Consider the following 23,919-nt stretch of genomic DNA (forward strand, 5'->3'; position numbering starts at 1 on the left):
AATGAGCGACGGCGCGCGGACGCGCAGGCCCTGTCGCGATGCATATCAGCGACTTGGCTATGCGGGTTTTCAGCAACGCTGCGCGCACCGCTCCTGGCGCCCATCAAACGCGCTCGCAAGCCGCGGCGTCGGGATGTTTGTCCCGGTCGCGGCCTTTGGGGATTGGTTCGGCATTGCGAACCGGCGACGGGCGGACTTCGGCCGGCATATGTCGGTCCGCTTGCCAGGGGCGACATAAGGCATGCAGCATCGGGCTGCTCACTTGCCGCCCGTGACGTCGAGGAAGGTGCCCGTGACGAAGGAAGCCTCCGCGCTTGCGAGCCACAGAATCGCCCGCGCTACCTCGTCGGGCTGACCGCCTCTTCCCATCGGAATCGATTCCTTCACGCGATCCACCCGTCCCGGCTCTCCGCCGCTGGCATGCATCTCCGTGTAGATGTGCCCGGGGCGAATGCAGTTCACGCGTATCCCGTCTCGAGCGACTTCTTTTGCAAAGCCGGTTGTGAACGTCTCGACGGCGCCCTTCGACGCCGCGTAGTCGACATATTCGTTCGGGCTGCCGAGCCGCGCCGATGCCGACGAGATGTTGATCACCGAGCCGCCCCGCCCGTTGTGACGCCGGGACATACGCTTCGCCGCTTGTTGCGCACAGAGGATAGGGCCGATCGCATTGACCGCGAAAATACGCTGCATCCGCTCGAATTCCAGATCCTCCAGCCGGGACTGCTGCGCAATGATCGCGGCGTTGTTCACCAGCACGTCGATCCGGCCGAACTCGCGGTCGATCGCGGCGAATAGCCGGGCGACCTGTGCGGGATCTGCGCTGTCCGCGCGCACGGCTAGCGCCCGGCGGCCGTGCGCTTTTACGTCGGCCGCGACCGCAAGGGCGGCAGATTCGTTGGAAAGAAAACTGATTGCGACATCATAGCCTTGTGCCGCGGCAAGACGTGCAGTCGCTGCGCCCACGCCACGGCCTCCGCCCGTTATCAGAATGAGCGGCGCTTGCGAGAGAATATTCATTTGGCGAACCTTCAAGTAGTGATGCGATAAACGTTGTCGAGTGGGAGCCATCGGCTGAAGGCTCGACGCGCTGCGCGTCTCTCAGAGGCCCAGACAAACCGCTCCCGCCGCGACGACCAGGCAGGCGAGCCAGCGCGTGCCGCTGACCGCCTGCCGCAGAAACATCTGTCCGATCAGCACAGCGAACACCACGCTCGTCTCTCTCAACGCCGATACCGCGCCCATCGCGCCCGACTGCAGCGCCCAGATCACGATGCCGTACGCCGCAATCGACACCATGCCGCCGACCATCGACGAGCCGATCGACAGCGGCTGCTCGCGTACAGGCGTCCATAGCGGCGTGAAGCCACGCACCGCGACGAACAGCACCGGCATCAGCCAGTAGAACAGGAACATCCACGCGGTATAACTAAAAGACCGTCCGTCGGACAACCTCACGCCGATGCCATCGATCACGGTATAGAGCGCGATCGTCGCACCCGTGGTCAGCGCGGCCATCGCGCCCGTGCGCGACACGCGATGCCCTTGCAATGCAAGCGCAACGATGCCGCCCGAGATCATTGCGACTCCGAGCGCGTGCAAAGGACCGATTGCCTCGTGAGCGAAGAGCGCTGCGCCGAGGGTGACGAGCAGCGGCGATGAGCCTCGCGCGATCGGATAGGCGACCGCAAGGTCATGGCGGCGATAGGAGCGCACGAGGCTCATGTTGTAGAAGATATGCACGAGCCCCGATGCGACGATGTACGGCCATGAGGCGCGCGGCGGCCACGGATTGACCAGGACGACGAGCGTGGCGGCCACTGCGATCGCGATGCTCATCCAGGTGATCGACAGGAAGCGGTCGCGGTTGCCGTGAAGAATCGCGTTCCAGCTCGCGTGGAGGAGGGCGGCGAAAAGCACGATGCCGCCGGTATAACTGAGCATAAGGTTGTCGGGTCGGAAGCAGAGCGGGAGATATCGTCAGGGTTTTGATGAGCAGGATATCTATCTTGTCCGGGCCTAACAAACCAGATAAATTGACGGCTCGCGTTAGAAAAACTATTGAAATGAAACGGATACTGCCGCCGCTCAACGCCTTGCGGGCCTTCGAGGCTGCAGGCCGGCTCGGCAGCTTCAAGGAAGCCGCCGCCGAATTGCACGTGACTCACGGTGCGGTGAGCCAGCAGGTGCGCCTGCTGGAAGCGTGGCTGGGGGTATCGTTGTTCGAACGGCGCAACCGGCGCGTGACGCTGACGCATGCGGCGAAGGCGTATCTGGAGGAAGTCGGCCCGCTGTTCGAACAGCTTTCGCAGGCGACCGCGAGATACGGCGTGCCCGACACCGTCGCCCGCACATTGTCCGTGAATGCGCCCGCAACATTCACGTTGCGCTGGCTGGTGCCGAGGCTGGCGCGATTCCGCGCGGCGCATCCCGACGTCGAGGTCAAGGTGGAGACCTCGAACGGTCCGCTGGAAAGTCTCAAAGAAAACTACGACATCGTGATACGGGGCGGTCCGGATACGTTCTATGGCTACGCGATGCGGTCTTTCCTGTCCGAGGAGCGGCTTCCCGTGTGTAGTCCGGCGCTGCTGCAGCGAGTGCCGCTTCGATCGCCGGCCGACTTGCGACAGCACACGTTGCTGCACACCTCGAGTCTTCCGCGGCTTTGGCCTGACTGGCTGGCGAGCGCGCAGATTCCCGCGATGAGGCCGGCGGCCACCTTGACGTTCGACCACTTCTATCTGACCTTGCAGGCGGCCATCGACGGAATCGGCGTCGCGATGGGTCCGACCGCGCTCGTATCCGACGATCTCGCCGCCGGCCGGCTCGTCGCGCCGTTCAGCGCTCCGCGTCTGCCGTCGCGCAGCTATTGCAGTTACGTTCCGGACGAAAAGTCCGGCGATGAACTGGTCGGGCTGTTCCGGACATGGCTCGAGCGCGAGGGGGCGTGTTGATGGACGCAGGCGGCCGCGTCACGATTCGCGCGTGACTGGGCGCGCGCATATCGGCACGAGGCAAAGCAGCGCGGCCAGCAACCAGAAGGCGCCCGGCAACCCTGCTGCTTTGGCGATGAAGCCCACGCCGGCCGGTCCGGCGAGATGCCCGGCGTATCCCGTCGTCGTGATCGCCGCGACCGCGAGCGTGGATGGCATCGCACGCTGCGAGCCTGCGCGCCGGAACAGCACGGGCACGACATTCGATGCGCCGAGCCCGATCAGCACGAAGCCGGTCATCGCGATTGCCGCTACGGGAGCCGTCAGCAGCACGACGAAGCCAAGCGCGGCGAGCACGCCGCCCCAGAACATCGTCGCGCGGTCGCCGATGCGCGCGGTCAGCGCGTCGCCTCCGAACCGGCCGGCCGTCATCGCGATCGAGAAGAACATGTAGCCGAGTCCTCCCTGCGGGGCTGCAACCAGTCCCGTGCCCGTGATGAGCAGTGCACTCCAGTCGAGCAGCGCGCCTTCGACGAGAAACGTGATCGCGGCCAGCCCGGCAAGCATCAGCACGATGCCGCGTGGCAACGCAAACAGCGGGCCGCTGCTCGCCTGGACCGTCACGATCAGACGGGAGCGCGCCACCGCGATCGCGACAACCATCAGAACGGCGCATGGCACCGTGCTTGCGAGCGTGCCGATGTGCAACGACAGCAGGAAAGTCATCACCGTTGCGCCAGCGAATCCGCCGACGCTGAACAGCGCATGAAATCCCGACATCAACGGCCGGCCTTCCGTGCGCTCGACATCGACCGCGTGGATGTTCATCGCGACATCGAGAGAGCCGAGGAACGCGCCAAACGCGAGCAAGGCAACACCGAGCGTAATGGGCGTATCGACGACGGTGAGCAACGGCAGAACGACGGCCATCCCCACGCCGCCCGCGACGATGATCGGCTTGCTGCCGTAGCGCGCGCTGAGCGCTCCCGTCACCACCATGGCAATCACCGAACCGAGGCCGATGCAAAGCAGCAGCAGACCGAGTGCGCCGTCGTCGACGCCGAGCCGCTGCTTGGCGAACGGAACGAGCGGCGCCCAGCAGGCGACGCCGAATCCCGCCACGAGGAACGCAAGACGTGTGGCAAGCCGTGCCGCGGGCGCGCAGGCCGCCATCGCCTGACGCTCTGACGAAGTGGACCACGTGTTCATGGGCTGTCTGGCACGTCGGCCGCCACGACCGACGTGCCGGCTTTCGACAGGGCCTGACGCGCTGCACGCGGCAGATCGTGTTCGACGACAACGCAATCGATCTCGCCGATGGTCGCCGCTTTGTAAGGGGCGCGAGTATCGAACTTTTCGGTGAGAGCCAGCACCACGCTATGCTTGCTGGCCGCCAGCACGGCGCGTTTGAAAGTCGCGTCTGCGAGATCAAACGCGCTGATGCCGCTCTTCGGCGAGATCGCGCAGGTGCCGACGAAGCATCGATCGATATTCATTTGCGTGACCGTCTGTACAGCGTTTGCATCGACGCATCCGCCGACGGCTGGATCGACCGCTCCGCCTATGACGACGAGCTGAATGTCGGACCGCCGCAGCACGGCAGCACCGATATCGACCGAGTTGGTCGCCACGGTGAGACCGGCATCCTCGGGCAACAGGTCGACGAGCGCGAGATTGGTGCTGCCGCTATCGAGAAACAGGAGTTCGCCAACCTCGATCAGCGGCACGGCCGCGCGAGCCAAGGCCGACTTTCGCTCCAGCGCCTTGTCGATGCGGCTCGCCATCGGTACGGAAGCGGGCGTGACGGGCAGCGCCCCGCCATAGACTCTCCGGCAGCGTCCTTCGGCCGCCAGCGCGCGGAGATCGCGGCGGATGGCGTCTTCGGAGAGATTGAATTCGGCGGCCAGTGCGGCCGCCACGACAGGCTGGCCCTGCGCAAGCCGGTTGGCGATCTCGTCGCGGCGGGCGAGAGGAATGTCATCGTTCATGCGCTCATGTTATCGTGCAACAACAAGAATGTAAACGTGCACAAACGTGCATGTCATCATGCCGACGCTTTACCCGCGGTTCAGGCCGCGGAACGGTGTTGCAGAAAGCCTGCGAGTGCATCGGCGTCGCTGCGCAATCGCGCCTGGCTGATCGCAGTACCGTAATAGTGGATGGCTGCCTTGCCGGGATATCGCGTCGCGGAGACTTCGAGATTGTAGTAAAGGGACGTGCGTGGCGACTCCAGGTGCCGGTAGAGCCTTGCAGGCCAAAACGGTAAGAGTGTCACGCTGCCCTCCGGAATGTGATCGATGCTCTGTTTTGTTATGGACGCGCTCGGACCGGGACGTCAGCTTCGCGCGTCAGTACAAGAGGCATCGGATTGCGACGAGTGTGGAACGGCGCAACGCGTCCGGGAATAGGGCGTACGACTTATCCGTGCGCATGCAGCGCAACGCGGCTTATGTAGCCCAATACCTCCATTGCGTGTTATCGAAGATGGGCGAGTCCCCGTCTCGCGGCGAGATGTGTGCAACGGTTGCTTCGTTCAATACGGTGCTCGCGAATGCACCACATGGATTTCCTGATCGAACCGTTCGAGTCACCTGTGCACCGCGTGCCCCGGACCGCAGAGACGCAGTTCCTAGTCGGCGATGCGCTTGAAACTGACGTAGTAATCGTCGGTGTAATAGCAGTCGCCGACCTGTTTGCGCGGTCCACCGCATACGATCCGGCGCTGCCCGCGATCCGCCGAGCCGGGCGTGCGAACCGTGTATGCATGGTAGTAGCCGCGCGGATGTTGCGGCAGCAACTGCGCACTGTTACGGAACAGCACGCCGTCCTCGCTATACGGGTACGGGCCGCCCGCCTTGATCAGCCGAAGTGTTTCGGCGGCTTCTGCTGGCAACTGTGCTTTGGTGACAGCGGCCAGCACGCCCGATGCGGCAGGTGGACTGCTCGCAACCTGCGCCGGCTGAGCCGGTGCCTGGCTCGCGGACGCGCCTGATGCCTCCGCGGCGTTTTGCGATCCCCCTTTGCCGCATCCGCCGAGGGTCACGCTCAAGGCGACGATGCAACCGAATGCCCATGCGCTCTTCACGAAACGGTTCTCCTCTCGTTGATCAGACTTCGACGCCAGGATACATGGAAGGTATCGCTAATGATGGTGTGAAGCAACGATCGGCCGCAGGCACTTTTTACATGAGCCAGGCACGAATGCACATCAATGCGGCCTGAGATGCAGATCGTTGCTGACGGATAGCACCCCCGGCACGCCCCGCGTGACGGCGAGCGCCTTCTGCATCTGTCCCTCGGAGTCCACATATCCGGACAACTGGACGACACCTTTATACGTCGCGACGCTCATCGGCAATGATTTCAGTTCGGGATCCGCGGCCAGCGATTGCTTCACCCGGACGGCGAGTGCAGCGTCGTCAGTGGCGTTCGCTCCCTGAGCGTTCTGCGATGGCGTTGTCGTCGTCGCCGACTTGCAGCCGTTCATGAGCACGACGGCAGGGAACGCGAGCGCTGCGACGATCAACAACCGGCTTGTGAGGTATGACGCGTTTCGCATATCGGTTATGACATTGAGGTTCGTGCATTAAGCAGGTAACGCGCCATAGAGCCGATGTTCCTGCCAACGCGCTGAGTGGCGGGCTGAGAAGCGAGAAGCGTCGTTTCGCAGAAGGTGAGGCGGCTCTACCGTCGAGCCGCCTCACCCTGCACGATGAAACTGAAGCGCGCGCCCGTCAATGATTTCGGTGCAGGCTGGCGGCGCGGTCAATGCGGAAGGCGCTATCGACGGGCAGACCCGTTTCGGGATCGAGGAAGAGTTTGCGTTGATAACGGCCTTCATCGCGGCGATTGAAATCGAACATGCCGATCATGCTGCCGGCATGCGCATCGAACGCGGAGCATCTGGAGGCGTTGAATCGAGGGAATTGCCGACAGCGTGATCCATGCAGGACATCGCGCCGCTTACATGACGCGCGTCGATGCGCGGACGCTGTCCTGCACCAGGTACGCATGGGCCCAGTTCGCATCCATCGGGCGAGCGAACCAGTAACCCTGCACTTCGTCGCAACCGTTGTCGATCAGGAACTCGAGCTGGCCGAGCGTTTCGACGCCTTCCGCCACCACCCGCATGCCGAGCGTCCGGCCCATCGCCAGGACGGCCCTGACGATGACTTCATCGGCGTGCGAGCGACCGATTCCCTGAACGAACGACATGTCCAGCTTCAGCCGGTCGGCAAGAAAGCTGCGGATATAGCCAAGGCTCGAATAGCCCGTACCGAAGTCATCGATTGCAATCGACAGGCCCATCTCTCGCAACGCGCGCAGCGTGGCCAGCGATCCGGGCGCCATCAGCACGCCTTCGGTTATTTCCAGTTCGACGTTGCGCGCGCTGACGCCCGTGCGCTCCAGCGTGGAAGCGATCATCGCGGGCAAGTCAGAGCGTTCGAACTGTACGGGCGATACGTTGACGGACACCACGATGTCGGGATGAAGGCTCGCCGCCCATGTTCTCGTCTGACGGCAGGCCTGCTCGAATACCCACTGTCCGATCTGGACGATGAGGCCCGTTTCCTCCGCGATCGGAACGAACAACGAGGGGCTGATATCCCCGTGTTCCGGATCGTGCCAGCGGACCAGCGCTTCGAATCCGCTTGCCTTGCCTGTCGCCGGATTGACTCTCGGCTGGTAAGCGAGCGAAAAAGCTTCCGAGGCCACGGCATGTCGCAGCGCCTGGGCCAACGTTGCACGCCTGTTGTCCTGGATCGCGATGTCATGGTTGAACAGCAGGATGCTGTTCGGTCCCGCCGACTTTGCCCGATACATCGCGGCGTCGGCATACTGCAGCAGCGTGTCGGGGTCTTGCGTGTGATCCGGGAAGACGGCCACGCCGACACTTGCCTGCGGCACGATCAGCCGGTTGTCCACGGTAAGCGCGTGCGTCAGGGTTTCCTTCATCGCTGTCGCTGCCGCCATGAAACGGTCGATGTCGCCGCGTCCGTAAAGCGCTGCGACGAACTCGTCGCCCGCATACCGGACGACGATCTCATCGCGCGACACAGCGCCCGACAACCGGCGTGCCACTTCGCATAGCACCTGATCGCCGGCGGTGTGGCCGAGCGTATCGTTGACCTCCTTGAAGTTGTCGAGGTCGAGAAAGACGAGTGCCAGCTTGTTGCCTTCGGCGACAGCCCGTCCGAACATGTCGGCGAGCGTCGCCTTCAAACCCAGCCTGTTCGGCAAACGTGTCAGCGCGTCCTCGTGCGCCTGGATTCGCAGTTGCTCCTGATAACGGACGCGTTCGGACACGTCACTGAACACGGTCACGAAGTGAGTCGGACGATCCTGTTCATCGAGAACGGGCGCCACATGCAGATCGATCCAGTAGATCGAACCGTCCGGCTTGCGGCATTGGAGCAGGCGCGCTCCTTCGCATTCCGCGCGCATGGCCATTCGCACCGAGCGCGCGTCGGGGGTCGAAATGTCGCAACCGATCAGGTTCCACAGTTCGGCGTCGATCGCTTCCGTCGCCGAACGCCCGGTGATCCGTTCGAAGGCCGCATTGACATAGGTGATCGTGCTGTTGCCATCGATCTTGCGCGAGATGATGACGGCGTTCCTCGATGCATCGAGCGCGCGGCTGCGGATTCGCAGGCTTTCCTTCGCATGTTCGTGTGCAGTGACGTCGTGGGCGGTGACGAAGCATGCTTGCCGTCCGGCGAAGTCCAGCAGGTGATACGTGACGTCGACGTAAAAGATCTCGCCGTCGGCGCGCCGATGCCGGCGAACGCCGCCCGTGCCGCCGCGACTTCCAGATTCGAGCTGTTGCTGAAGATCGCGGCGAAACTCTTCGACGTCCGACGACGGGCGCAGCTGGTCGACGGGCATGGAGCGCAGCTGCTGCAGCGTGGCGCCGTACTGACGCTGAGCGGCAGCGTTCGCAGTCAGGATCTCATACGAGTGAACGTCGAAGATCAGCATCGAGACGGGATGCTGTTCGAAGTATTCGCGGAACCGCCGTTGCGCCTCGGTCGCCACGATTTGCGACGTGATCCTGGTGAGCGACGCGCGCTGACGGGTGAAGAGCGCGAACAACAACAGCAGAGCGCTCGCGGCTGCTGCAACGGCCAGCGAGATTCTTTGCTGGACCAGTTGCCCTTGGGCGCGAAACTGCATGTCGGCGATCTGTTCGCGTTCATCGCTGCGCAGATCCCCTATCAGCGTCATGATGGAACTGAGGGTTTTGTTGGCGTGTTGAAGCAGCGTCGGTTGAACTTCCGCACCGGCATTCGCGAGCGCGAGGTTTCGCGCGGCCGAGTCGAGCTCCTGCGGCCAGGCCGAACTCAGTCGACGGAGCTGGCGGAGCTTTTTCAGCGCGCCCGACCCTCCCGTGAGTTCCCTTTCCAGCCGATCGTATGTTCCCGCGACCGCCGCGGCGCGCCTGATCGGCCATCCGCGCGAGCTGTAACCCGCTATGCCGACACCTTCCAGAAAATCGGTGTTCGCGGCGACGTGCAGCGTGAGCAAGGTCTCCAGCTCCGACGCCACCGTCAGTGCGTTGCGAAGCCGAAGATCATCCGCGCCGCGCGAAAACGTCGCGCTGATCGCGGCGCCGACGGCGAGGCAAATGACAAGAGCGGCGGCTAGAGCGATGGCTGCCGTCCTGGTGAAATGCCGGTTCAAGTCCGGCGCTGCTTGATGACGAGTGCTAGCTGCGTCCATTTGCGTGGAAGACTCTTATGTGCATCGCACGTCACGTAAGGACTCTCCGGACGGTCAGGGAGGTCACGGAGAATCCCCGTGGATGCTGTATGAGATCAGAGTGCCAGGATTGGCCCGGATGCAGACGGGAGCGGTGCCATGAAAACGGAAGAGCAGGTCGGCGATCGAGCTTCGCAGCTTGAATAACGGGAGGCTGCCGCGCATGTTTTATGGGTGTTTACGCTCATGCGGGCAAGGTGCAGCGGGGCGGTTTCGTTCCTGACGTTCCGATGGTCGACCGCGTGTTGCAAGCCGATCAGTAGCGGGCACGGAAGCGGGAGCGTCCGGGTACTGTATATAAACACAGCTAGGCCTTTCTGCCACCCTCCGACGGTTTTATCTTGCATTGCAGCATAAAAAGTGTACTATAGGGTTAATACCTACGGATTAACCCTCGGAAGGAGTGTGAAATGAACCACCCTACGGCTGCCTCGACGACCTCCGCACATAGCGGTTTCTTTGCACGCGTGCGCGAATTTTTCGCTGACGCTTGGCGCACGCACCTGGAAGTGTGCGAAATCATCGCCGAATCGCATCGTCGTCCCAACTAAGACTGTTGTCTCACGGCACGCGTACGCGGTTCGAATTGACGGCCACGGCGATGCTGGCGCACGGCCGCCCACAGGCGTTTCCGAGTCGGTCGGACAACCCGCGATACGCGCAATGCGACTGCGACGCGATCGCGCTCAACGTTGAACCTGGCAATCGGTAGCTTTGTAGCCGTTGCAGTCCGCTGTTTTCGGACAGCGAGATTGAACGTTCCCGAGCAGCGTGTGGTCGACATCGCCGCCTCATTCCTCTTTCCCGCTCGTGACGGCGGGTGACACATGCGGCACAAGCGCGTCGTCTGCGCGTCGTGGTTGCCCGCACAATGCTCGAGATACAGCCGATACGCTGCGCCTGTTTCTTCGCAAATCGATAGGTACCGAAGAAAACGGAAGAGTGAATATCGGGCTTTCACTCGCACCGCGGCATCGGCGGGAAGTGCAGGGAAATGCAGCGCGAGTGCGGCGTGGACGTTGATATCAAGCAGTTGTTGCGCGTTTGCGCGCGATCGACCTCGCGATCAGCAGGCCGCCCACCATCACCGCCAGCGAGATCAAGGTTGTCATCGTGCCGAGTGCGTAAATGACGGGCGTGGTCACCGATGTCGTCAAGCCCTGCAATTCGAGCGGCAGCGTGTTCTGATCGCCGATCGCTTGCGAGGTGCGTGCGATCTCGTCCCACGACAGCGTAAATCCGAACATCGCGATGCCGATGACGGAAGGTCCGATGATGGGCAGCACGACATGCCGGAACGACTGCCAAGGCGACGCGCCCAGATCGCGCGCGGCTTCTTCGAACGCGGGGCTGAAGCGGTTGAACACGGCGAACATCACGAGCAGGCCGAACGGCAAGGTCCAGGTGAGATGCGCGCCGAGCGCGGACGTGTAGAGGCCCATCGACGTGGTCCAGCCGTCCGCGAAGGACTGAAAGCCCCATTCGTTGGCGAGATATCTGATGAGCGTATCGAGCAGCCGGAACGTCAGCCCGATGCCGAGCGACACAATGATCGACGGCATGATCAGACTTGCGACCGACACGTAGAACACGGTCGTATCGCCGCGAAATCGCCGTCTGAATGCGAGGCCCGCGCTGACCGAGAACAGGACCGTCAGTACGGTGACGGCGAGCGCGAGTTTCACGGAGCGCCCGAACGCAGGCCAGATATCGACATCGCCGACCCCGTCGCGCAAGACGGCGAACCAGTGCAGCGACACGCCGCGCATCGGGAACGTTAGACCGCCCTGCGGGCCTTGAAAGGACAAAATGAAGATGGTAATGACAGGGCCGTACAGGAACAGCACGAAGAGCCCGAAGAGCAGGGCAAGCCAGTAGAAACTCGCGGGCCGCCGCTCACGATGCCGGATGCGAACACGCATGTCACAGTTCCTTTCTGATGTCGACGGCGCGCGTCAATGTCCACACGATCATAAGCACGGCCGCGAGCAGAACGATCGCGTTGGCCGCCGCGGCGGGGAATTGCAGATACCCCGTTTGCACCTGGATGATCTTGCCCACGGACGCGATCTGCTGTCCGCCCATGACGCCCACGGTGAGAAAGTCGCCCATCACGATCGTCACGACGAAGATCGAGCCGATTACGATGCCCGTCTTCGACAACGGCAATACGACATCGCGGATCGCCTGCCAGCCGCTTGCGCCGCCGTCGCGCGCGGCTTCGAGCAGCGAGCGGTCGATGCGCATCATCGCGTTGAAAATCGGCACGATCATGAAGAACGTGTATAGATGCACGAACGCGAGCACGACCGAAAAGTCGGAATACAGCAGCCATTCGACCGGCTGATCGACGAGATGCGCGGACATCATGGCCTGATTGACGAGCCCGTTGCGGCCCAGCAGCGGAATCCATGAAATCATGCGAATCACATTGGACGTCCAGAACGGAATGGTGCAGACGAGAAAAAGCACCGTCTGCATCGCGGTCGTGCGGACATGGAACGCGATGAAATACGCGATCGTGAAGCCGAGCACGAGCGTCACCGCCCAGACAATCGCGCAGAACCTGAGCGTCGACCAGTACGTCTTGAAGGTGACGCAGACATCCGTGAGCGAGCCGCAGCCGTCGAATATCGCGGCGTAGTTCTTTAGCGTGAACGCAGGGATGATCTGATACTCGTTGAAGTCCCAGAAGCTGACGATCAACGTAATCGCGAGCGGCACGATGAAAAAGAATGCGAACGTCAACGTGAGCGGCGTGGCTTGCAGCCAGGCGCTCACGCCGCGATGGCGCAAGGACGTTTGCTTCGTTTGCTGCAGATAGTCGACCGTGGCCATCGTCACACTCCGCGCCTGTTCGTGTGGACCGTCATGCGGCGATGAACTCGTTCCACTTCTGCACCATGTAGATGTTCTCGTCCATCACGGCGTTCCAGCAGGCAATGGCGCCCATACGCTGACTGTACGATCCGCCGTCGCGCACGCTCCCCGCTTTCTCGAGTAACTGGCCGTCGGGTGCCTTGATGTCCTGTGCAGCGGGTTTGCCTTCCATCCAGTAATCCCATTCGTAGGCCTGCATATGCGACTTCGCCGTTTCCGTGACGCCTGGGTAATAGCCCTGACGCATCAGATAAGCCCCTGCCCAGCCGTCCTGAAACCAGTTGACGAATTCGTAGGCGGCATCGAGCTTCTTGCCCTGCAGGGAGCGCGGAAAGCCGAAGCCCGACGCCCATGAGCGGTAACCTTCCTTGAGCGGCTGGAACTTGCAGGCAATGCCCATCGTGCGCACTTTCGTGACGGCGGGCGACCACATGGACTGGATCACGACCTCGCCCGAAGCCATCAGGTTCACGCTCTCGTTGAAGTCGCGCCAGAATGCGCGGAACTGGCCTGCGCGCTTTGCTTCGATCAGAATCTTGATGGTCTGGTCGATTTCCGCCTTGGACATGTTGCCTTTATCGCCGTACTTCACGCGTCCCATCGCTTCTATCGCCATCGCTGCATCCATGATGCCGATAGCGGGAATATTGAGCAGCGCAGCCTTGCCCTTGAATTGCGGATTGAGCAGGTCCGCCCACGTCGTCACGGGGCGTGCGATGAGATCGGGCCGAATGCCCAGTGTGTCGGCGTTGTAAGTGGTCGGAATCAGCGTCATCCATTCCGTCGGCATGGCTGAGAACTCCGTCGAGCGCGCGCCTTTGAGGAACATGACCTTCTTCGGCGCCGTGCCCTGGTCGCCTATCTTCTTGCCGTCCACTTCGCCTTTCGTCAGCACGGGGGTGATCTTGTCGGCGAGTTTGATGCGCTTCGCGTCCATGCCCGCGAGCGTACCCGCGGGGATGAGCTTCTTGAGCGCGAAGTACTCGGTGTCGACGATATCGAATGAATTGGGCTGGGTGATGATGCGCTTGGTTACGTCGTCGGTGGTGACGGGGATGTATTGAATCTCGATGCCCGTGTCTTCCTTGAACTTTTTCGCGATTTCCGCGCTCTGGTTGACGGCCGTGCCCAGGTAGCGCAGCGTGATTTTCTCCTGTGCATGGACGTACGGAAAACCCGTGATGCCTGCTGCCGCGACCGCGCCCTTGATGAACGTGCGGCGCGACATACCCTTGCCGACGGTCTCTGCTTCCACGTGCTGCACGGCTGCCGCCGTCTTGTCGTCGTTCATTGCTTTCTCCTCAAAACAAATTGTCGTTGGGTTGTGATTGCGGGCGTCATGCCGCGAGCGGATGGGCGCTTTGTTCATCCCACCAGACGGTCACGCGTGCATCGGGTCCGAGACGTTGCGGGTCATAGTCGGCGTCGCTCATCAGGGAGACCAGCGCGGGCGAGCCGTCTAGCGGGTCGAGCGTGATGCGCAGATGCGTGCCTTGATACTCGGCTTCGCGCACGGTGCAGGCGAGCCCGCCGATCCGGCTCAAGCCGCCTTCGCCCGCACTCGTGCCGGGCGCGACGCCTTGCGGCGCGATGCGCAGACGGTCGGCGCGCACGGTGAAGAGCGTGCCGTTCGCGCCGAGCACGTTATGGCTGCCGAGAAAGCGTGCGACGAATTCAGTACGCGGGCGGTTGAACACGTCGAACGGCGTGCCGCTCTGTTCGATATGACCGTCGCTCATCACCACCACGAGATCTGCGAGCGCCATCGCTTCTTCCTGAGAATGCGTGACGTGCACGAATGTGATCCCGAGTTCTTTTTGCCAGCGCTTGAGTTCGGTGCGCATCTGCACGCGCAGGAACGGATCGACCGCCGACAGCGGTTCGTCGAGCAGGAGGCAGCGGGGTTCGTTGAGCAATGCGCGCGCAAGCGCCACGCGTTGCTGCTGGCCGCCCGAGAGCTGGGCAGGCCTGCGCTGTGCGTAGGCGGACATCGCGACGAGTTCGAGCAGTTCGCCCGCGCGCTTTCGTCGCGCCTCTTTGGCGACGCCGCGCATCTTGAGACTGAACGCGACGTTGTCGAGCGCGGACAGATGTGGAAACAGCGCGTAGCTTTGAAACACCATCGCCGTGCCGCGCCCGGCGGGTTGTTCGCGCGTGACATTGCGCCCGCCAATCAGCACATCGCCTTCGGAAACCCACTCGTGACCCGCGATCATGCGCAAGGTCGAGGTCTTGCCGCAACCCGACGGGCCGAGCAGGCAGCAGTAAGCACCGCCTGGAATGCGCAGGTCGATTGCGTCGACCGCGAGCGAATCGCCATAGCGCTTCGAGACGTGCACGAGCTCGATGTCGGCTGGGCTCGCATGAACCACGGTTGATGCCGGCAGAACCATGAAGGGTTGTCCTGTGTTTAGACACTGATGGAATACGGCGGGCGTACGGTGCACGGAGCATGCAGGCGGGCACTTCTGCAAGTCATATGCCATTCGCAATTTCGAGGACCGTCGGCGAGATTGCGGACGGACGCCGCAACGCCTGCGGGCAACGCGTGTCGACATGTTGGCGCGCATATTGCACACGATCTCGCACCTCGATCGTCAGCACTTGCCGATGCTTTACGTGTGCAATCGCAGTGCAGGTTCCGTTCGGATTGGGGCACGAACTAACCAAACCGGATCATCCACACCTGAGCATGAACGACTACAAGCGAGAGCCGTGCGCTTCACTGGGTTCACTAAAGACACATGGTCGCTTCGACTATCAGCCGATCCATGAAGGAGACGGCTATCTCTGGCCGAACGGTGCGCGGCTCGCGGTCTACCTTGGCTTTAATCTGGAGCATTTCGCCTTCGGCGAGGGCCTGGGTGCTGCGCTTGGGCCGCTGTCGCCGCAACCCGACGTGCTGAACTACAGTTGGCGCGAATACGGCAACCGCGTCGGCGCGTGGCGCTGCATCGACCTGTTCGATTCGCTCGATATGCCGGCAGGTACGCTCATCAACACGTCGCTATACGATCACTGTCCGGCGCTGATCGACGCCTGCGTCGCGCGCGGCGACGAACTGATTGCGCATGGCCACACGAATGCGCAGCGTCAGAGCGATCTGGATCTGGAAGGCGAGCGCGCGCTGCTCGCGCATTGCCGCGCGCGTATCCAGCAACGTTCCGGCGTGATCCCGCAAGGATGGCTGTCGCCGTGGATCTCCGAATCGCATCGCACACCGGACCTGCTCGCCGAAACGGGCTATCGCTATACGCTCAACTGGTCCCATGACGATCGGCCCGTGCGCATGCACACGAGCGGCGGGCCGCTCTGGTCGGTTCCCTATCCGCAGGAGCTGAACGATCTGCCGATGATCATGGCGCGGCAGATGGACATGCGCGATTTCGCGGACATGATCGTCGATCAGTTCGACGAGATGCTCGAGCAGACGCAATGCTCGCGCAATTCTCAAGCGCTCGTCATGGGCATTGCGCTGCATCCGTATATCGTCGGGCAACCATACCGCTTGCGGCATCTGCGGCGCGCGCTCGCGCATATCGCCGGCTTGCGCGATGACATCTGGCTCACGACGCCCGGCGCGATTGCGCGCCATGTAGAGGAGGCCGTGCCCGCGTCGGCCAAAGCGGCATGAGCACCCTGCACGCGCCGATGCGGCACGGCAAGCGCGACAACGCGGGCGCGGACGGGCGCATCTATCAATCGATTTTCGAAGGCGTGTTGAATCGCAGGCTCACGCCGGGCACCAAACTGCCCGAGCCGGAACTGTGCGCGCTATTCGGAGTCGGGCGTGCGGTCGTGCGGCGCGCGCTGGAGAAGCTCGCGCATGACGGCATAGTCGTGTTGCGTCCGAACAAGGGCGCCGTGATCGCACAACCGACGCGCGAAGAAACCCGCGAGATTTTCGAGGCGCGGCGCGCGGTCGAGCGCGCGCTTGTCGAACTCGCGGCGCAACGCGCGAGCGTCGATGACATCGGCGCACTACGCAAGCAGCTAGCCGACGAGCATGAAGCCATGCATCGCTTCGATCAGCCTTCGTGGGCCAGGCTCGCAAGCGAGTTCCATCTGCGTATTGCCGCGCTGTCCGGCAATGCGATCCTCGAACGCTATCTGACGGAGCTGATTTCGCGCACTTCGCTGATCGTCGGCGCTTACGAACGGGTGGGCAACGCGCCATGCGAGCACGACGAGCACACCGCCATCCTGGACTGTCTGGAATCGCGCGATGCCGAAGGAGCGATCGCGCATATGACGGCCCATCTGCAAAGTCTGGAAGCGCGCATCGAGACGTCGCACATGCCAGGAACGAAGCGGCTTGCGCATCTGCTGGGCATCGAGCCCGATCGTTCAACACCTATGGAGTGACATGGAAATCGACTTCGAAGCGATCACCGAGTACCAGCGCTACAAGCTGATGGCAAGTCTGATCGTGCCGCGGCCCATCGCGCTGGTGACCACGCTCGGCGCGGATGGCACGGTGAATGCCGCGCCGTTTTCGATGTTCAATATGCTCGGAGAAGAGCCGCCGATTGTGATGTTGAGCGTCAACCGGCTGGCAGACGGTGCACTGAAAGACACCGCGGTGAATATTGCGCGCGAGAGGGAGTTCGTCGTGCATCTCGCGGATGAGCCGATTGCACAAAAGATGCATCGCTGTGGCGAGCGCTTTGCGCCCAATGTCAGCGAACTCGAAGAAGTGGGTTTTACCGCTCTCGTATCGACGCGCGTGAAGCCGCCTCGTATCGCGGAGGCACCCGTTGCGTTCGAATGCGAGCTCTGGGAAACGCTGCAAACGTCCAGCCGTCATATATTCATCGGCAAGGTGTTGATGCTGCATGCGCGTGACGAACTGATCGATCCCGAAAGCTGGCGCGTCAGATTGCAGCACTACTTTCCCGTGGGACGATTCGGTGCAAGCGATTATGTGACGACTCGGGATCGCTTCGAGTTGTGAGGTCACGCGTGCGGTCTTGTTGCTCGAATCGCGCTGGCTGTGAGCTGAGTCGCCGGAAGCGACTCAGTACTTCACTCGACAAGGGACTCGTTGTGCCGCGACTTCGCTCAGCGTCGGTGCCCGGCCGGCGGAATGTTCTGTGCATTCCTGCGATAGTCGGTCTCGTTCGCCCCTAACCTACCTCTGACATGAACTTCCTTCATTCACGTTCGTACCGAATCGTGATCTCGTGTGTAGCGATCATGGAACGCTCTGTTCTTGATAGCATCTTTACACCCACCGCCGAAATATTTTCGGTGCTTTGACACGCTGCGTGCTGCAATTCAAGCAGGAAATGTTCTTCTGTCGAGGCCGACGATGTTGAAACTGCTGATCCCTGTGCTAGGCAGGGAAGGCGCGCTCGAAGCCGCGCGCCACGCAGCGTTTCTCTTTGCCGAGAAATGCGTGGCACAGGTGGAGTTGATCGAGGTACTGGAAGAAGTGGGGGAAGGGCGCGCAGTTGCGTTCCAGTCGCGTGCGGCGTTGAGGCGGAGTGAGAAGCTATCGATGCGCGATGCGCTGACACGAACCTGCGCCGTGCTCGATGATGCCGGCGTACCTTACCGATGGAAGCGCGTCTTCGGCGCCCCCGAAAAAACCATAGCCGCCTATGCGGCGGCTCATGACTCCGATCTGGTCATACTCGATGCGAGCGGCCTCGGTTTTTTCAGGCGATGGGGCATACTCGCGCGGCTCTGGCGCCTGAGTCCTAAACCCATCACGATGCTGCATTAATTGTGTCCGGGCTACTGCGGCGCGCAGGACCCGTTCTACGGCGGCAGCCTCAAGGGTTTCCAGCCTGAGCGGTAGCTGTCGGCTTCGCCGGGATTCGGCGAAGAAAAAAAGAAGCCTCGACTTTCTGAACAAGTCGAGGCCGCAAACATCGCCACCCTGACCGACCGTTGCGGAGACAGCCCATCTCCAACGGTTGATGACGATGACCCTTGGCTTCAGTTGACTTCGCCGGCATTGCGCCGTGATAGCGAGGCAGCTGCATCGATGTTCACGCAGGCATCATCGGCTTCTTTCTTTGCGGCTGCGCGTTGCCGTTGTCTGCTGCGGTCAATGGCCTGGCCGCAAATGCGCTCGACGTCCGTCGCGCTCAGCGACGAAGCGACCTTCTGTGCATATTCATGATGACGTTGCGTAAGAGGTGCCGCCAGGTCCCTTGCGTCCATGTACCGAAGCAGTGCGATGTGCCTGTGTCCATGCCGGATGCTGCCGTCGTACAGCGCCAGCGCTGCCGTTGCGTCGCGCTCCAGGCGAACATCGGTGTTCAGTCGTCGCGTATCGGATCGTTTCATCGGAAATGAGCACGGTGGTGGTGAGCATGCCAAGACATGCGCGATCGATCGGAGAAGCGTCCCGTCGAAGCACAGTGTCTGTGCCGCCCACGAATATGGCAACGCCCACGTGGAAATACCACCAGGTGGGTAGTCCGCCGTGCGCATCGTCCCTGCAATTGCCCCCACTACCCCCAAAGAGGGAGCCCCCTCTGGCGGATTGCAACGCATGGCCGACCGACCATACTTGGAGACATGAACCACCCATGCGTTGCAGTGGAGCAGCATCATGAGAAGCCGACATTTCCTGACCTATCAGCAGATCTTCGACCACGCTGTCGAGCATCTTTTCGGACAGGGCCGCGCCGCGCTGCTTCCGCGTGGAGGCGGTGCGTATCGCGGTTATTGCGGCGGGTGTCCCGTCGGCAGCTTCATCCGGCCGCGCGACTACATGACGGCGATGGAAGGCGTGCCTGTCCGTTATATCGGCAAGGAAGCATCGGACGTGATACCCGCTTATATGGACGTCGGCATCGGGGCGCTGAGAAAGGCGCTGCTGCGCGCCAATATCAACGTCTACGATCCCGTAACGATCGAGTTGCTCAGCTGTTTGCAGAACGTGCACGACGTGTTCGGCAAATGGGAGTGGCGCGAGCGGCTGCATTCGATCGCGCGGCAGTTTGCGCTGTCGGCAGACCTGGTGAAGGCGGCAGCGTGATCGCCGCAGGTGCTTGCATTCAAAGCGATTCAAGAACGGGTGTGTGAGGTGACGATCATGAACAGCCATCAGCAGACTTTGCGCCAACTCATCGAGAAATGGCTGTCGCCGACGCCGGCAACGCCCGTGCGCGTGACCCGCTTCAGCCGCACGCGCGACAGCAACCGGCGCTATGTGTGCGTGGAAGTGGCGCGTTCCGCGTGCCCGGTGGCCATCGTGTTCTTCCGGCACGGCGACGGCGTCTGGAGAGTGTTCCCGCCCGACCGCGAGCGCCCGGCAATGGCCTGCCCGCAAGCCGCATGACAGGCGCAGCATGGTCGGGTTTAGCCTATGATGAAAGCGTCGGCGCGGCGCTTGCCAGCCGATACAGGTATGAGGATTAGGACGTGGAGCCTGTCAATACCGTACTGCTGATCGACGATCACGCGCTGTTCCGCAAGGGCGTCGCGCAACTGATCCAGATGAACCCGGCGTTTCGCGTCGTCGGCGAGGCGTCGTCGGGGCGCGTAGGCGTCGACCTCGCGGTTCGGCTCAAGCCGGACGTCGTACTGATCGACCTCAACATGCCGGATATGAATGGGATCGAAACGCTCGAAATGATGCGGCAACACGGCGTCGATGCCCGCTTTCTGATGCTGACGGTGTCGGACAACGAACGCGATGTGGTCGCTGCGCTGCGCGCCGGCGCGAGCGGCTATCTGCTGAAGGACATGGAGCCGGAAGAATTGTGCCTCAATCTGCAGAAGGCGCTGCAGGGCACGGCCGTGCTCAGTGAGGCGGTGACGGGCAAGCTTTTCCACGCACTATCGGCCGGGCAGCCGCTGCCTGCCAATCAGTCGAATCTCTCCGTGCGCGAGCAGGAAGTCCTGGACTATCTCGTCGAAGGGATGTGCAACAAGGAGATTGCCCGCAAGCTCGACATCAGCGTCGGAACGGTCAAGGTCCACGTCAAGCATCTGTTGCACAAGCTCGATCTGCACTCGCGCGTCGAAGCCGTCGTGTGGCATCACGAGCAGGCTGCGCGCCGCAATCCGCCGGGTGCGTGAGCGTTGCATCGCCGCTGCGTCCGGCTTGCGCGCGCGCTTCATGGTTGGCCACTGGTACTATTCGCCCTAACGGGACGCCGCGAACCGGCGGCTCCCGTCATCCAATTGCCGATAGCCAAGTGTAGAGCCAAGCGATGAAGAGCGAGATAGAACCCGATCCGACCACTCAGATGGAAGACACGGGCGACGGAAGATCGATTGAGTCGTTCCTCGGCAAGGTCGTCAAGGAGCACCGCACGAATCAGGGGCTCACGATTGCCGACCTCGCCGAACAAAGCGGCCTGTCGCGCAGCATGGTGTCGAAGATCGAGAACGGGCAGGTGTCGACCAGTCTCGATTCGATCGTGAGCCTTGCGCGCGCGTTGGGCATTTCCATTTCCGCGCTGTTCAAGAACTTCGAGCATCGCGAGGGCAATGCGCAGCATGTGAAGGCCGGCAAGGGCATGGAGGTGGTACGGCGCGGGACCACCAAGGGGCATACGTATCATCTGCTCGCGTACGACCAGGGGCCCGTCAAGCTCTTCGAGCCGTTCCTCATCACGATGGACGACGAGGCCGAAGTGTTTCCCACCTTCGAACATCCCGGCACGGAGTTCATCTACATGCTCCAGGGCAAGATGGAGTATCGGCACGGCAATCGCAGCTATCTGCTGCAGCCGGGCGATGCACTGACGTTCCGCGGCTCGGTCGCGCACGGTCCCGAGCGTCTCATCAAACTGCCCATCCGCTTCATCACCGTCATCATGTACGGGCAGTCGCCCGATCTGGACACCTGAACGCCATGCGCCCGTCTCTCCGACGGGCCACCGATGCATACGCATCCACGCATCCACGCGTGCCGCAGCCATTCTTTCCCGTCGTCTGATACGCAGCCGTTCCGCGCAACGAAGTGCTGCGCGCCTTCCTTCGTCTTTCCACTTGGCATCGAGCCGCGCATTCGAGGTACGCGCGGGCTATCGCTCATGCGTTCGGGGTATGCGCCCGGCGGTACCCCGAGGTAGGTAGAGCGACGGCTACGGAAGTTGTACGGGTGTTTCCTGACAGGAAAAAAAGTTGATTACCATTGACACTCGAATTTGGCATGGCTACTGTTGTGCTCAATGATTCCTCTTCGAATCGACTACACCATGTCCTCCAATACGCACCGCTTCACGCTGACTCTGTCCTGTCCCGACCGCATTGGCATCGTGTCGGCTGTAAGCACGTTCCTTGCCGAGCATCGCGGGTGGATCATCGAGGCCACCCATCACGCGGACGAGGTCGAGAAGCGCTTCTTCATGCGCCATGAGATCGTGGCGGAGTCGCTGCCGTTCGGCATCGGCGGGTTTCGCGAGCGCTTCGCTCACATCGCGAAGGAGTTCGCGATGGACTGGAAGATCTCGGACAACTCGGTGAAGAAGCGCGTCGTGATACTCGTGTCGAAGCTCGAGCACTGTCTCTACGATCTGCTTGCGCGCTGGAAAGCGGGCGAGCTGGACATCGAGATTCCGTGTGTGATCTCGAACCACGAGACATGGCGCAGCTTCGTCGAGTGGCACGGCATTCCGTTTCATTGCGTGCCCGTCACGCCCGACAACAAGGCGCAGGCCTACGACGAAGTACAGCGTCTGTTCGAAGACGCGCACGCCGACACGATGGTTCTCGCGCGCTACATGCAGGTGCTGTCACCGAAGCTGTGTGCGGACTATCCCGGCCGGATCATCAACATCCATCACTCGTTCCTGCCGAGCTTCGTCGGCGCGAAGCCTTATCACCAGGCCTATAGCCGTGGCGTGAAGCTGACGGGCGCCACCTGTCACTACGTGACGGAAGAACTCGATCAGGGGCCGATCATCGAGCAGGACGTGATCCGCGTGAGTCATTCGGACCGGCCGGACGATCTCGTGCGCCTTGGCCGCGACATCGAGAAGACCGTGTTGGCGCGAGGCTTGCGTTATCACATCGAGGACCGCGTGCTGATCCACGGCAACAAGACAATCGTGTTGCGCTAAGCACGCGGCCGCTTCCCCAACCGAACACGTCCCACAGCCGCCCCGCGCGGGGCTGCATAAAGGAGCGTTTTATGCCTTGGCGTCTCGTCCGCTTCGCTCTCTCGAAGAAACATCCCGAACCGAGGATGTTCACGAGACACGACACTTTGCGTCGTTCATATGACGTTGTGATCATCGGCGCGGGCGGCCACGGTCTTGCGTCCGCCTACTATCTCGCGAAAGAGCACGGCATCAAGAATGTCGCGGTGCTCGAGAAGGGGTATATCGGAGGAGGTAATACCGGGCGTAACACCACCATCATCCGCTCGAATTATCTGACGCCCGAAGGCGTGCAGTTCTACGACGAGTCGGTGAAGCTGTGGCAGGACCTGTCGCAAGACTTCGATCTGAACCTGTTCTATTCGACGCGCGGCCATTACACGCTCGCGCACACCGATTCGGCGATGCGCACGATGCGCTGGCGCGCCGAGGTCAACAAGCACTACGGGGTGGACTCGGAAGTCGTGGGTCCGAACGAGGTGAAGAAAGCCGCGCCGATGATCGACATCTCGTGCGGCGGCGTCGCGCCCATCATGGGTGCGCTGTATCACGCGCCGGGCGCGGTCGCGCGGCACGATGCGGTTGCCTGGGGTTACGGGCGCGGCGCCGACCAGCGCGGCGTCGAGATCCATCAGCAGACGGAAGTGCTCGGAATCGATGTGGCGGGCGGCAAGGTCAAGGGCGTGAAGACCTCGCGCGGCTATATTTCGACCGGCAAGGTGCTGTGCGCGGTGGCCGGGTCGACGCCGCGCGTGACGGACATGGTCGGTGTGCGCACGCCGATCTTCATTCATCCGTTGCAGGCGATGGTGAGCGAGCCGCTCAAACCGTGGCTCGATCCGATTCTCGTATCGGGCAGCCTGCACGTGTACATCAGCCAGTCGGCACGAGGCGAACTCGTGATGGGCGCGTCGCTCGATCCGTACGAACTGCACTCGACCCGCTCGACGCTCGATTTCGTCGAAGGCCTCACGGCGCACATGCTCGAAATGTTCCCGTTCCTGTCGCAGGCGAAGGTGATGCGTCAATGGGCGGGGATGGCCGACATGACGCCGGACTTCGCGCCGATCATGGGCAAGACGCCCGTCGAAGGCTTCTATCTCGACGCGGGCTGGGGCACGTGGGGTTTCAAGGCTACGCCCGTGTGCGGCAAGACGATGTCCCACACGGTGGTCAACGATGCCGCTCATCCGCTGATCGAGGGCTTCTCGCTCGACCGCTTCCGCCGCTTCTCGCTCACGGGCGAGAAGGGCGCGGCATCCGTCGGTCACTGACCT

26 protein-coding genes are annotated in these 23,919 nt (G+C 62.1%); 13 read left to right on the forward strand and 13 right to left on the reverse strand.

Features of this window, described 5'->3' with window-relative positions:
* Positions 1-258: 258 nt before the first annotated feature.
* Complete coding sequence (locus BPHY_RS29450; protein WP_012405115.1) at positions 259-1,020, reverse strand: glucose 1-dehydrogenase; 762 nt, start codon at positions 1,018-1,020, stop codon at positions 259-261.
* An 81-nt stretch (positions 1,021-1,101) separates the two neighbouring features.
* Positions 1,102-1,944, reverse strand: coding sequence for a DMT family transporter (locus BPHY_RS29455; protein WP_012405116.1), 843 nt, complete (start codon positions 1,942-1,944; stop codon positions 1,102-1,104).
* A gap of 122 nt (positions 1,945-2,066) precedes the next feature.
* Here BPHY_RS29455 and gcvA point away from each other — a divergent pair, with 122 nt between their 5' ends.
* Positions 2,067-2,954 (forward strand): transcriptional regulator GcvA, encoded by an 888-nt coding sequence (gene gcvA, locus BPHY_RS29460; RefSeq protein ID WP_012405117.1) that lies wholly within the window; start codon positions 2,067-2,069, stop codon positions 2,952-2,954.
* Between the two features lie 18 nt (positions 2,955-2,972).
* On the opposite strand, the gene BPHY_RS29465 is transcribed toward gcvA, so the two are convergent.
* From BPHY_RS29465 to BPHY_RS29480, 5 genes are all read right to left on the reverse strand, one after another.
* Complete coding sequence (locus tag BPHY_RS29465) at positions 2,973-4,142, reverse strand: MFS transporter (protein WP_012405118.1); 1,170 nt, start codon at positions 4,140-4,142, stop codon at positions 2,973-2,975.
* Complete coding sequence (locus BPHY_RS29470; protein ID WP_012405119.1) at positions 4,139-4,921, reverse strand: DeoR/GlpR family DNA-binding transcription regulator; 783 nt, start codon at positions 4,919-4,921, stop codon at positions 4,139-4,141. The genes BPHY_RS29465 and BPHY_RS29470 overlap by 4 nt, the downstream gene beginning before the upstream one ends.
* Before the next feature lie 80 nt (positions 4,922-5,001).
* Complete coding sequence (locus BPHY_RS40020; protein ID WP_012405120.1) at positions 5,002-5,208, reverse strand: AMP-dependent synthetase and ligase; 207 nt, start codon at positions 5,206-5,208, stop codon at positions 5,002-5,004.
* Positions 5,209-5,562: 354 nt separating this feature from the next.
* On the reverse strand, positions 5,563-6,018 hold the full coding sequence (locus BPHY_RS29475) for a ribonuclease (RefSeq protein WP_012405121.1): 456 nt from the start codon (positions 6,016-6,018) through the stop codon (positions 5,563-5,565).
* 123 nt (positions 6,019-6,141) lie between these two features.
* Positions 6,142-6,492, reverse strand: a complete 351-nt coding sequence (locus BPHY_RS29480; RefSeq protein ID WP_012405122.1) for a BON domain-containing protein — start codon at positions 6,490-6,492, stop codon at positions 6,142-6,144.
* A gap of 178 nt (positions 6,493-6,670) precedes the next feature.
* Here BPHY_RS29480 and BPHY_RS29485 point away from each other — a divergent pair, with 178 nt between their 5' ends.
* Positions 6,671-6,874 (forward strand): hypothetical protein, encoded by a 204-nt coding sequence (locus BPHY_RS29485; protein ID WP_041765638.1) that lies wholly within the window; start codon positions 6,671-6,673, stop codon positions 6,872-6,874.
* Between the two features lie 22 nt (positions 6,875-6,896).
* On the opposite strand, the gene BPHY_RS29490 is transcribed toward BPHY_RS29485, so the two are convergent.
* On the reverse strand, positions 6,897-9,107 hold the full coding sequence (locus BPHY_RS29490) for a putative bifunctional diguanylate cyclase/phosphodiesterase (protein WP_167538895.1): 2,211 nt from the start codon (positions 9,105-9,107) through the stop codon (positions 6,897-6,899).
* Here BPHY_RS29490 and BPHY_RS42660 point away from each other — a divergent pair.
* Complete coding sequence (locus BPHY_RS42660; RefSeq protein ID WP_167538896.1) at positions 9,090-9,578, forward strand: hypothetical protein; 489 nt, start codon at positions 9,090-9,092, stop codon at positions 9,576-9,578. The genes BPHY_RS29490 and BPHY_RS42660 overlap by 18 nt on opposite strands.
* A gap of 1,139 nt (positions 9,579-10,717) precedes the next feature.
* Here the strand turns inward: BPHY_RS42660 and BPHY_RS29495 are convergent.
* Genes BPHY_RS29495 through BPHY_RS29510 form a run of 4 tightly spaced genes read right to left on the reverse strand, consistent with a single transcriptional unit; the run spans position 10,718 to position 14,965 of the window.
* Complete coding sequence (locus tag BPHY_RS29495; protein WP_012405124.1) at positions 10,718-11,614, reverse strand: ABC transporter permease; 897 nt, start codon at positions 11,612-11,614, stop codon at positions 10,718-10,720.
* A gap of 1 nt (position 11,615) precedes the next feature.
* A complete protein-coding gene (locus tag BPHY_RS29500; RefSeq protein ID WP_012405125.1) occupies positions 11,616-12,530 on the reverse strand; it encodes an ABC transporter permease in 915 nt (304 codons plus the stop codon).
* A 31-nt stretch (positions 12,531-12,561) separates the two neighbouring features.
* Positions 12,562-13,863 carry an ABC transporter substrate-binding protein gene (locus tag BPHY_RS29505; RefSeq protein WP_012405126.1) on the reverse strand — a complete coding sequence of 434 codons (1,302 nt, stop codon included), beginning with the start codon at positions 13,861-13,863 and terminating at the stop codon, positions 12,562-12,564.
* Positions 13,864-13,909: 46 nt separating this feature from the next.
* A complete protein-coding gene (locus tag BPHY_RS29510) occupies positions 13,910-14,965 on the reverse strand; it encodes an ABC transporter ATP-binding protein (RefSeq protein WP_012405127.1) in 1,056 nt (351 codons plus the stop codon).
* Between the two features lie 299 nt (positions 14,966-15,264).
* Between BPHY_RS29510 and BPHY_RS29515 the strand changes: the two genes are divergently transcribed.
* From BPHY_RS29515 to BPHY_RS29530, 4 genes are all read left to right on the forward strand, one after another.
* Positions 15,265-16,206 (forward strand): polysaccharide deacetylase family protein, encoded by a 942-nt coding sequence (locus BPHY_RS29515; RefSeq protein ID WP_012405128.1) that lies wholly within the window; start codon positions 15,265-15,267, stop codon positions 16,204-16,206.
* Entirely contained in the window at positions 16,203-16,937 is a 735-nt protein-coding gene (locus BPHY_RS29520) for a GntR family transcriptional regulator (RefSeq protein WP_012405129.1), read from the forward strand. The genes BPHY_RS29515 and BPHY_RS29520 overlap by 4 nt, the downstream gene beginning before the upstream one ends.
* A gap of 1 nt (position 16,938) precedes the next feature.
* Positions 16,939-17,526, forward strand: coding sequence for a flavin reductase family protein (locus BPHY_RS29525; protein WP_012405130.1), 588 nt, complete (start codon positions 16,939-16,941; stop codon positions 17,524-17,526).
* A 357-nt stretch (positions 17,527-17,883) separates the two neighbouring features.
* Positions 17,884-18,300 carry a universal stress protein gene (locus BPHY_RS29530; RefSeq protein WP_012405131.1) on the forward strand — a complete coding sequence of 139 codons (417 nt, stop codon included), beginning with the start codon at positions 17,884-17,886 and terminating at the stop codon, positions 18,298-18,300.
* Positions 18,301-18,515: 215 nt separating this feature from the next.
* Here BPHY_RS29530 and BPHY_RS44035 read toward each other — a convergent pair whose 3' ends face one another.
* Positions 18,516-19,139 carry a hypothetical protein gene (locus tag BPHY_RS44035; RefSeq protein ID WP_322789045.1) on the reverse strand — a complete coding sequence of 208 codons (624 nt, stop codon included), beginning with the start codon at positions 19,137-19,139 and terminating at the stop codon, positions 18,516-18,518.
* On the opposite strand from BPHY_RS44035, the gene BPHY_RS29540 reads away from it, so the two are divergent.
* The 6 genes from BPHY_RS29540 (at position 19,138) to BPHY_RS29565 (ending at position 23,916) form a co-directional block, all read left to right on the forward strand.
* Positions 19,138-19,566 carry a hypothetical protein gene (locus BPHY_RS29540; RefSeq protein ID WP_012405133.1) on the forward strand — a complete coding sequence of 143 codons (429 nt, stop codon included), beginning with the start codon at positions 19,138-19,140 and terminating at the stop codon, positions 19,564-19,566. The two genes, BPHY_RS44035 and BPHY_RS29540, sit on opposite strands and share 2 nt — an antisense overlap.
* A gap of 57 nt (positions 19,567-19,623) precedes the next feature.
* Positions 19,624-19,869, forward strand: a complete 246-nt coding sequence (locus BPHY_RS29545; RefSeq protein WP_041766018.1) for a hypothetical protein — start codon at positions 19,624-19,626, stop codon at positions 19,867-19,869.
* 83 nt (positions 19,870-19,952) lie between these two features.
* Positions 19,953-20,612 carry a two-component system response regulator NarL gene (gene narL, locus BPHY_RS29550; RefSeq protein WP_012405135.1) on the forward strand — a complete coding sequence of 220 codons (660 nt, stop codon included), beginning with the start codon at positions 19,953-19,955 and terminating at the stop codon, positions 20,610-20,612.
* 134 nt (positions 20,613-20,746) lie between these two features.
* Positions 20,747-21,388 (forward strand): helix-turn-helix domain-containing protein, encoded by a 642-nt coding sequence (locus BPHY_RS29555; protein ID WP_012405136.1) that lies wholly within the window; start codon positions 20,747-20,749, stop codon positions 21,386-21,388.
* Between the two features lie 351 nt (positions 21,389-21,739).
* A complete protein-coding gene (gene purU / locus BPHY_RS29560) occupies positions 21,740-22,603 on the forward strand; it encodes a formyltetrahydrofolate deformylase (protein ID WP_041765640.1) in 864 nt (287 codons plus the stop codon).
* 71 nt (positions 22,604-22,674) lie between these two features.
* Positions 22,675-23,916, forward strand: coding sequence for an FAD-dependent oxidoreductase (locus BPHY_RS29565; RefSeq protein WP_012405138.1), 1,242 nt, complete (start codon positions 22,675-22,677; stop codon positions 23,914-23,916).
* Positions 23,917-23,919: the final 3 nt, after the last annotated feature.

This window comes from Paraburkholderia phymatum STM815, from assembly GCF_000020045.1.
GTDB classification, from domain to species: Bacteria; Pseudomonadota; Gammaproteobacteria; order Burkholderiales; family Burkholderiaceae; genus Paraburkholderia; species Paraburkholderia phymatum.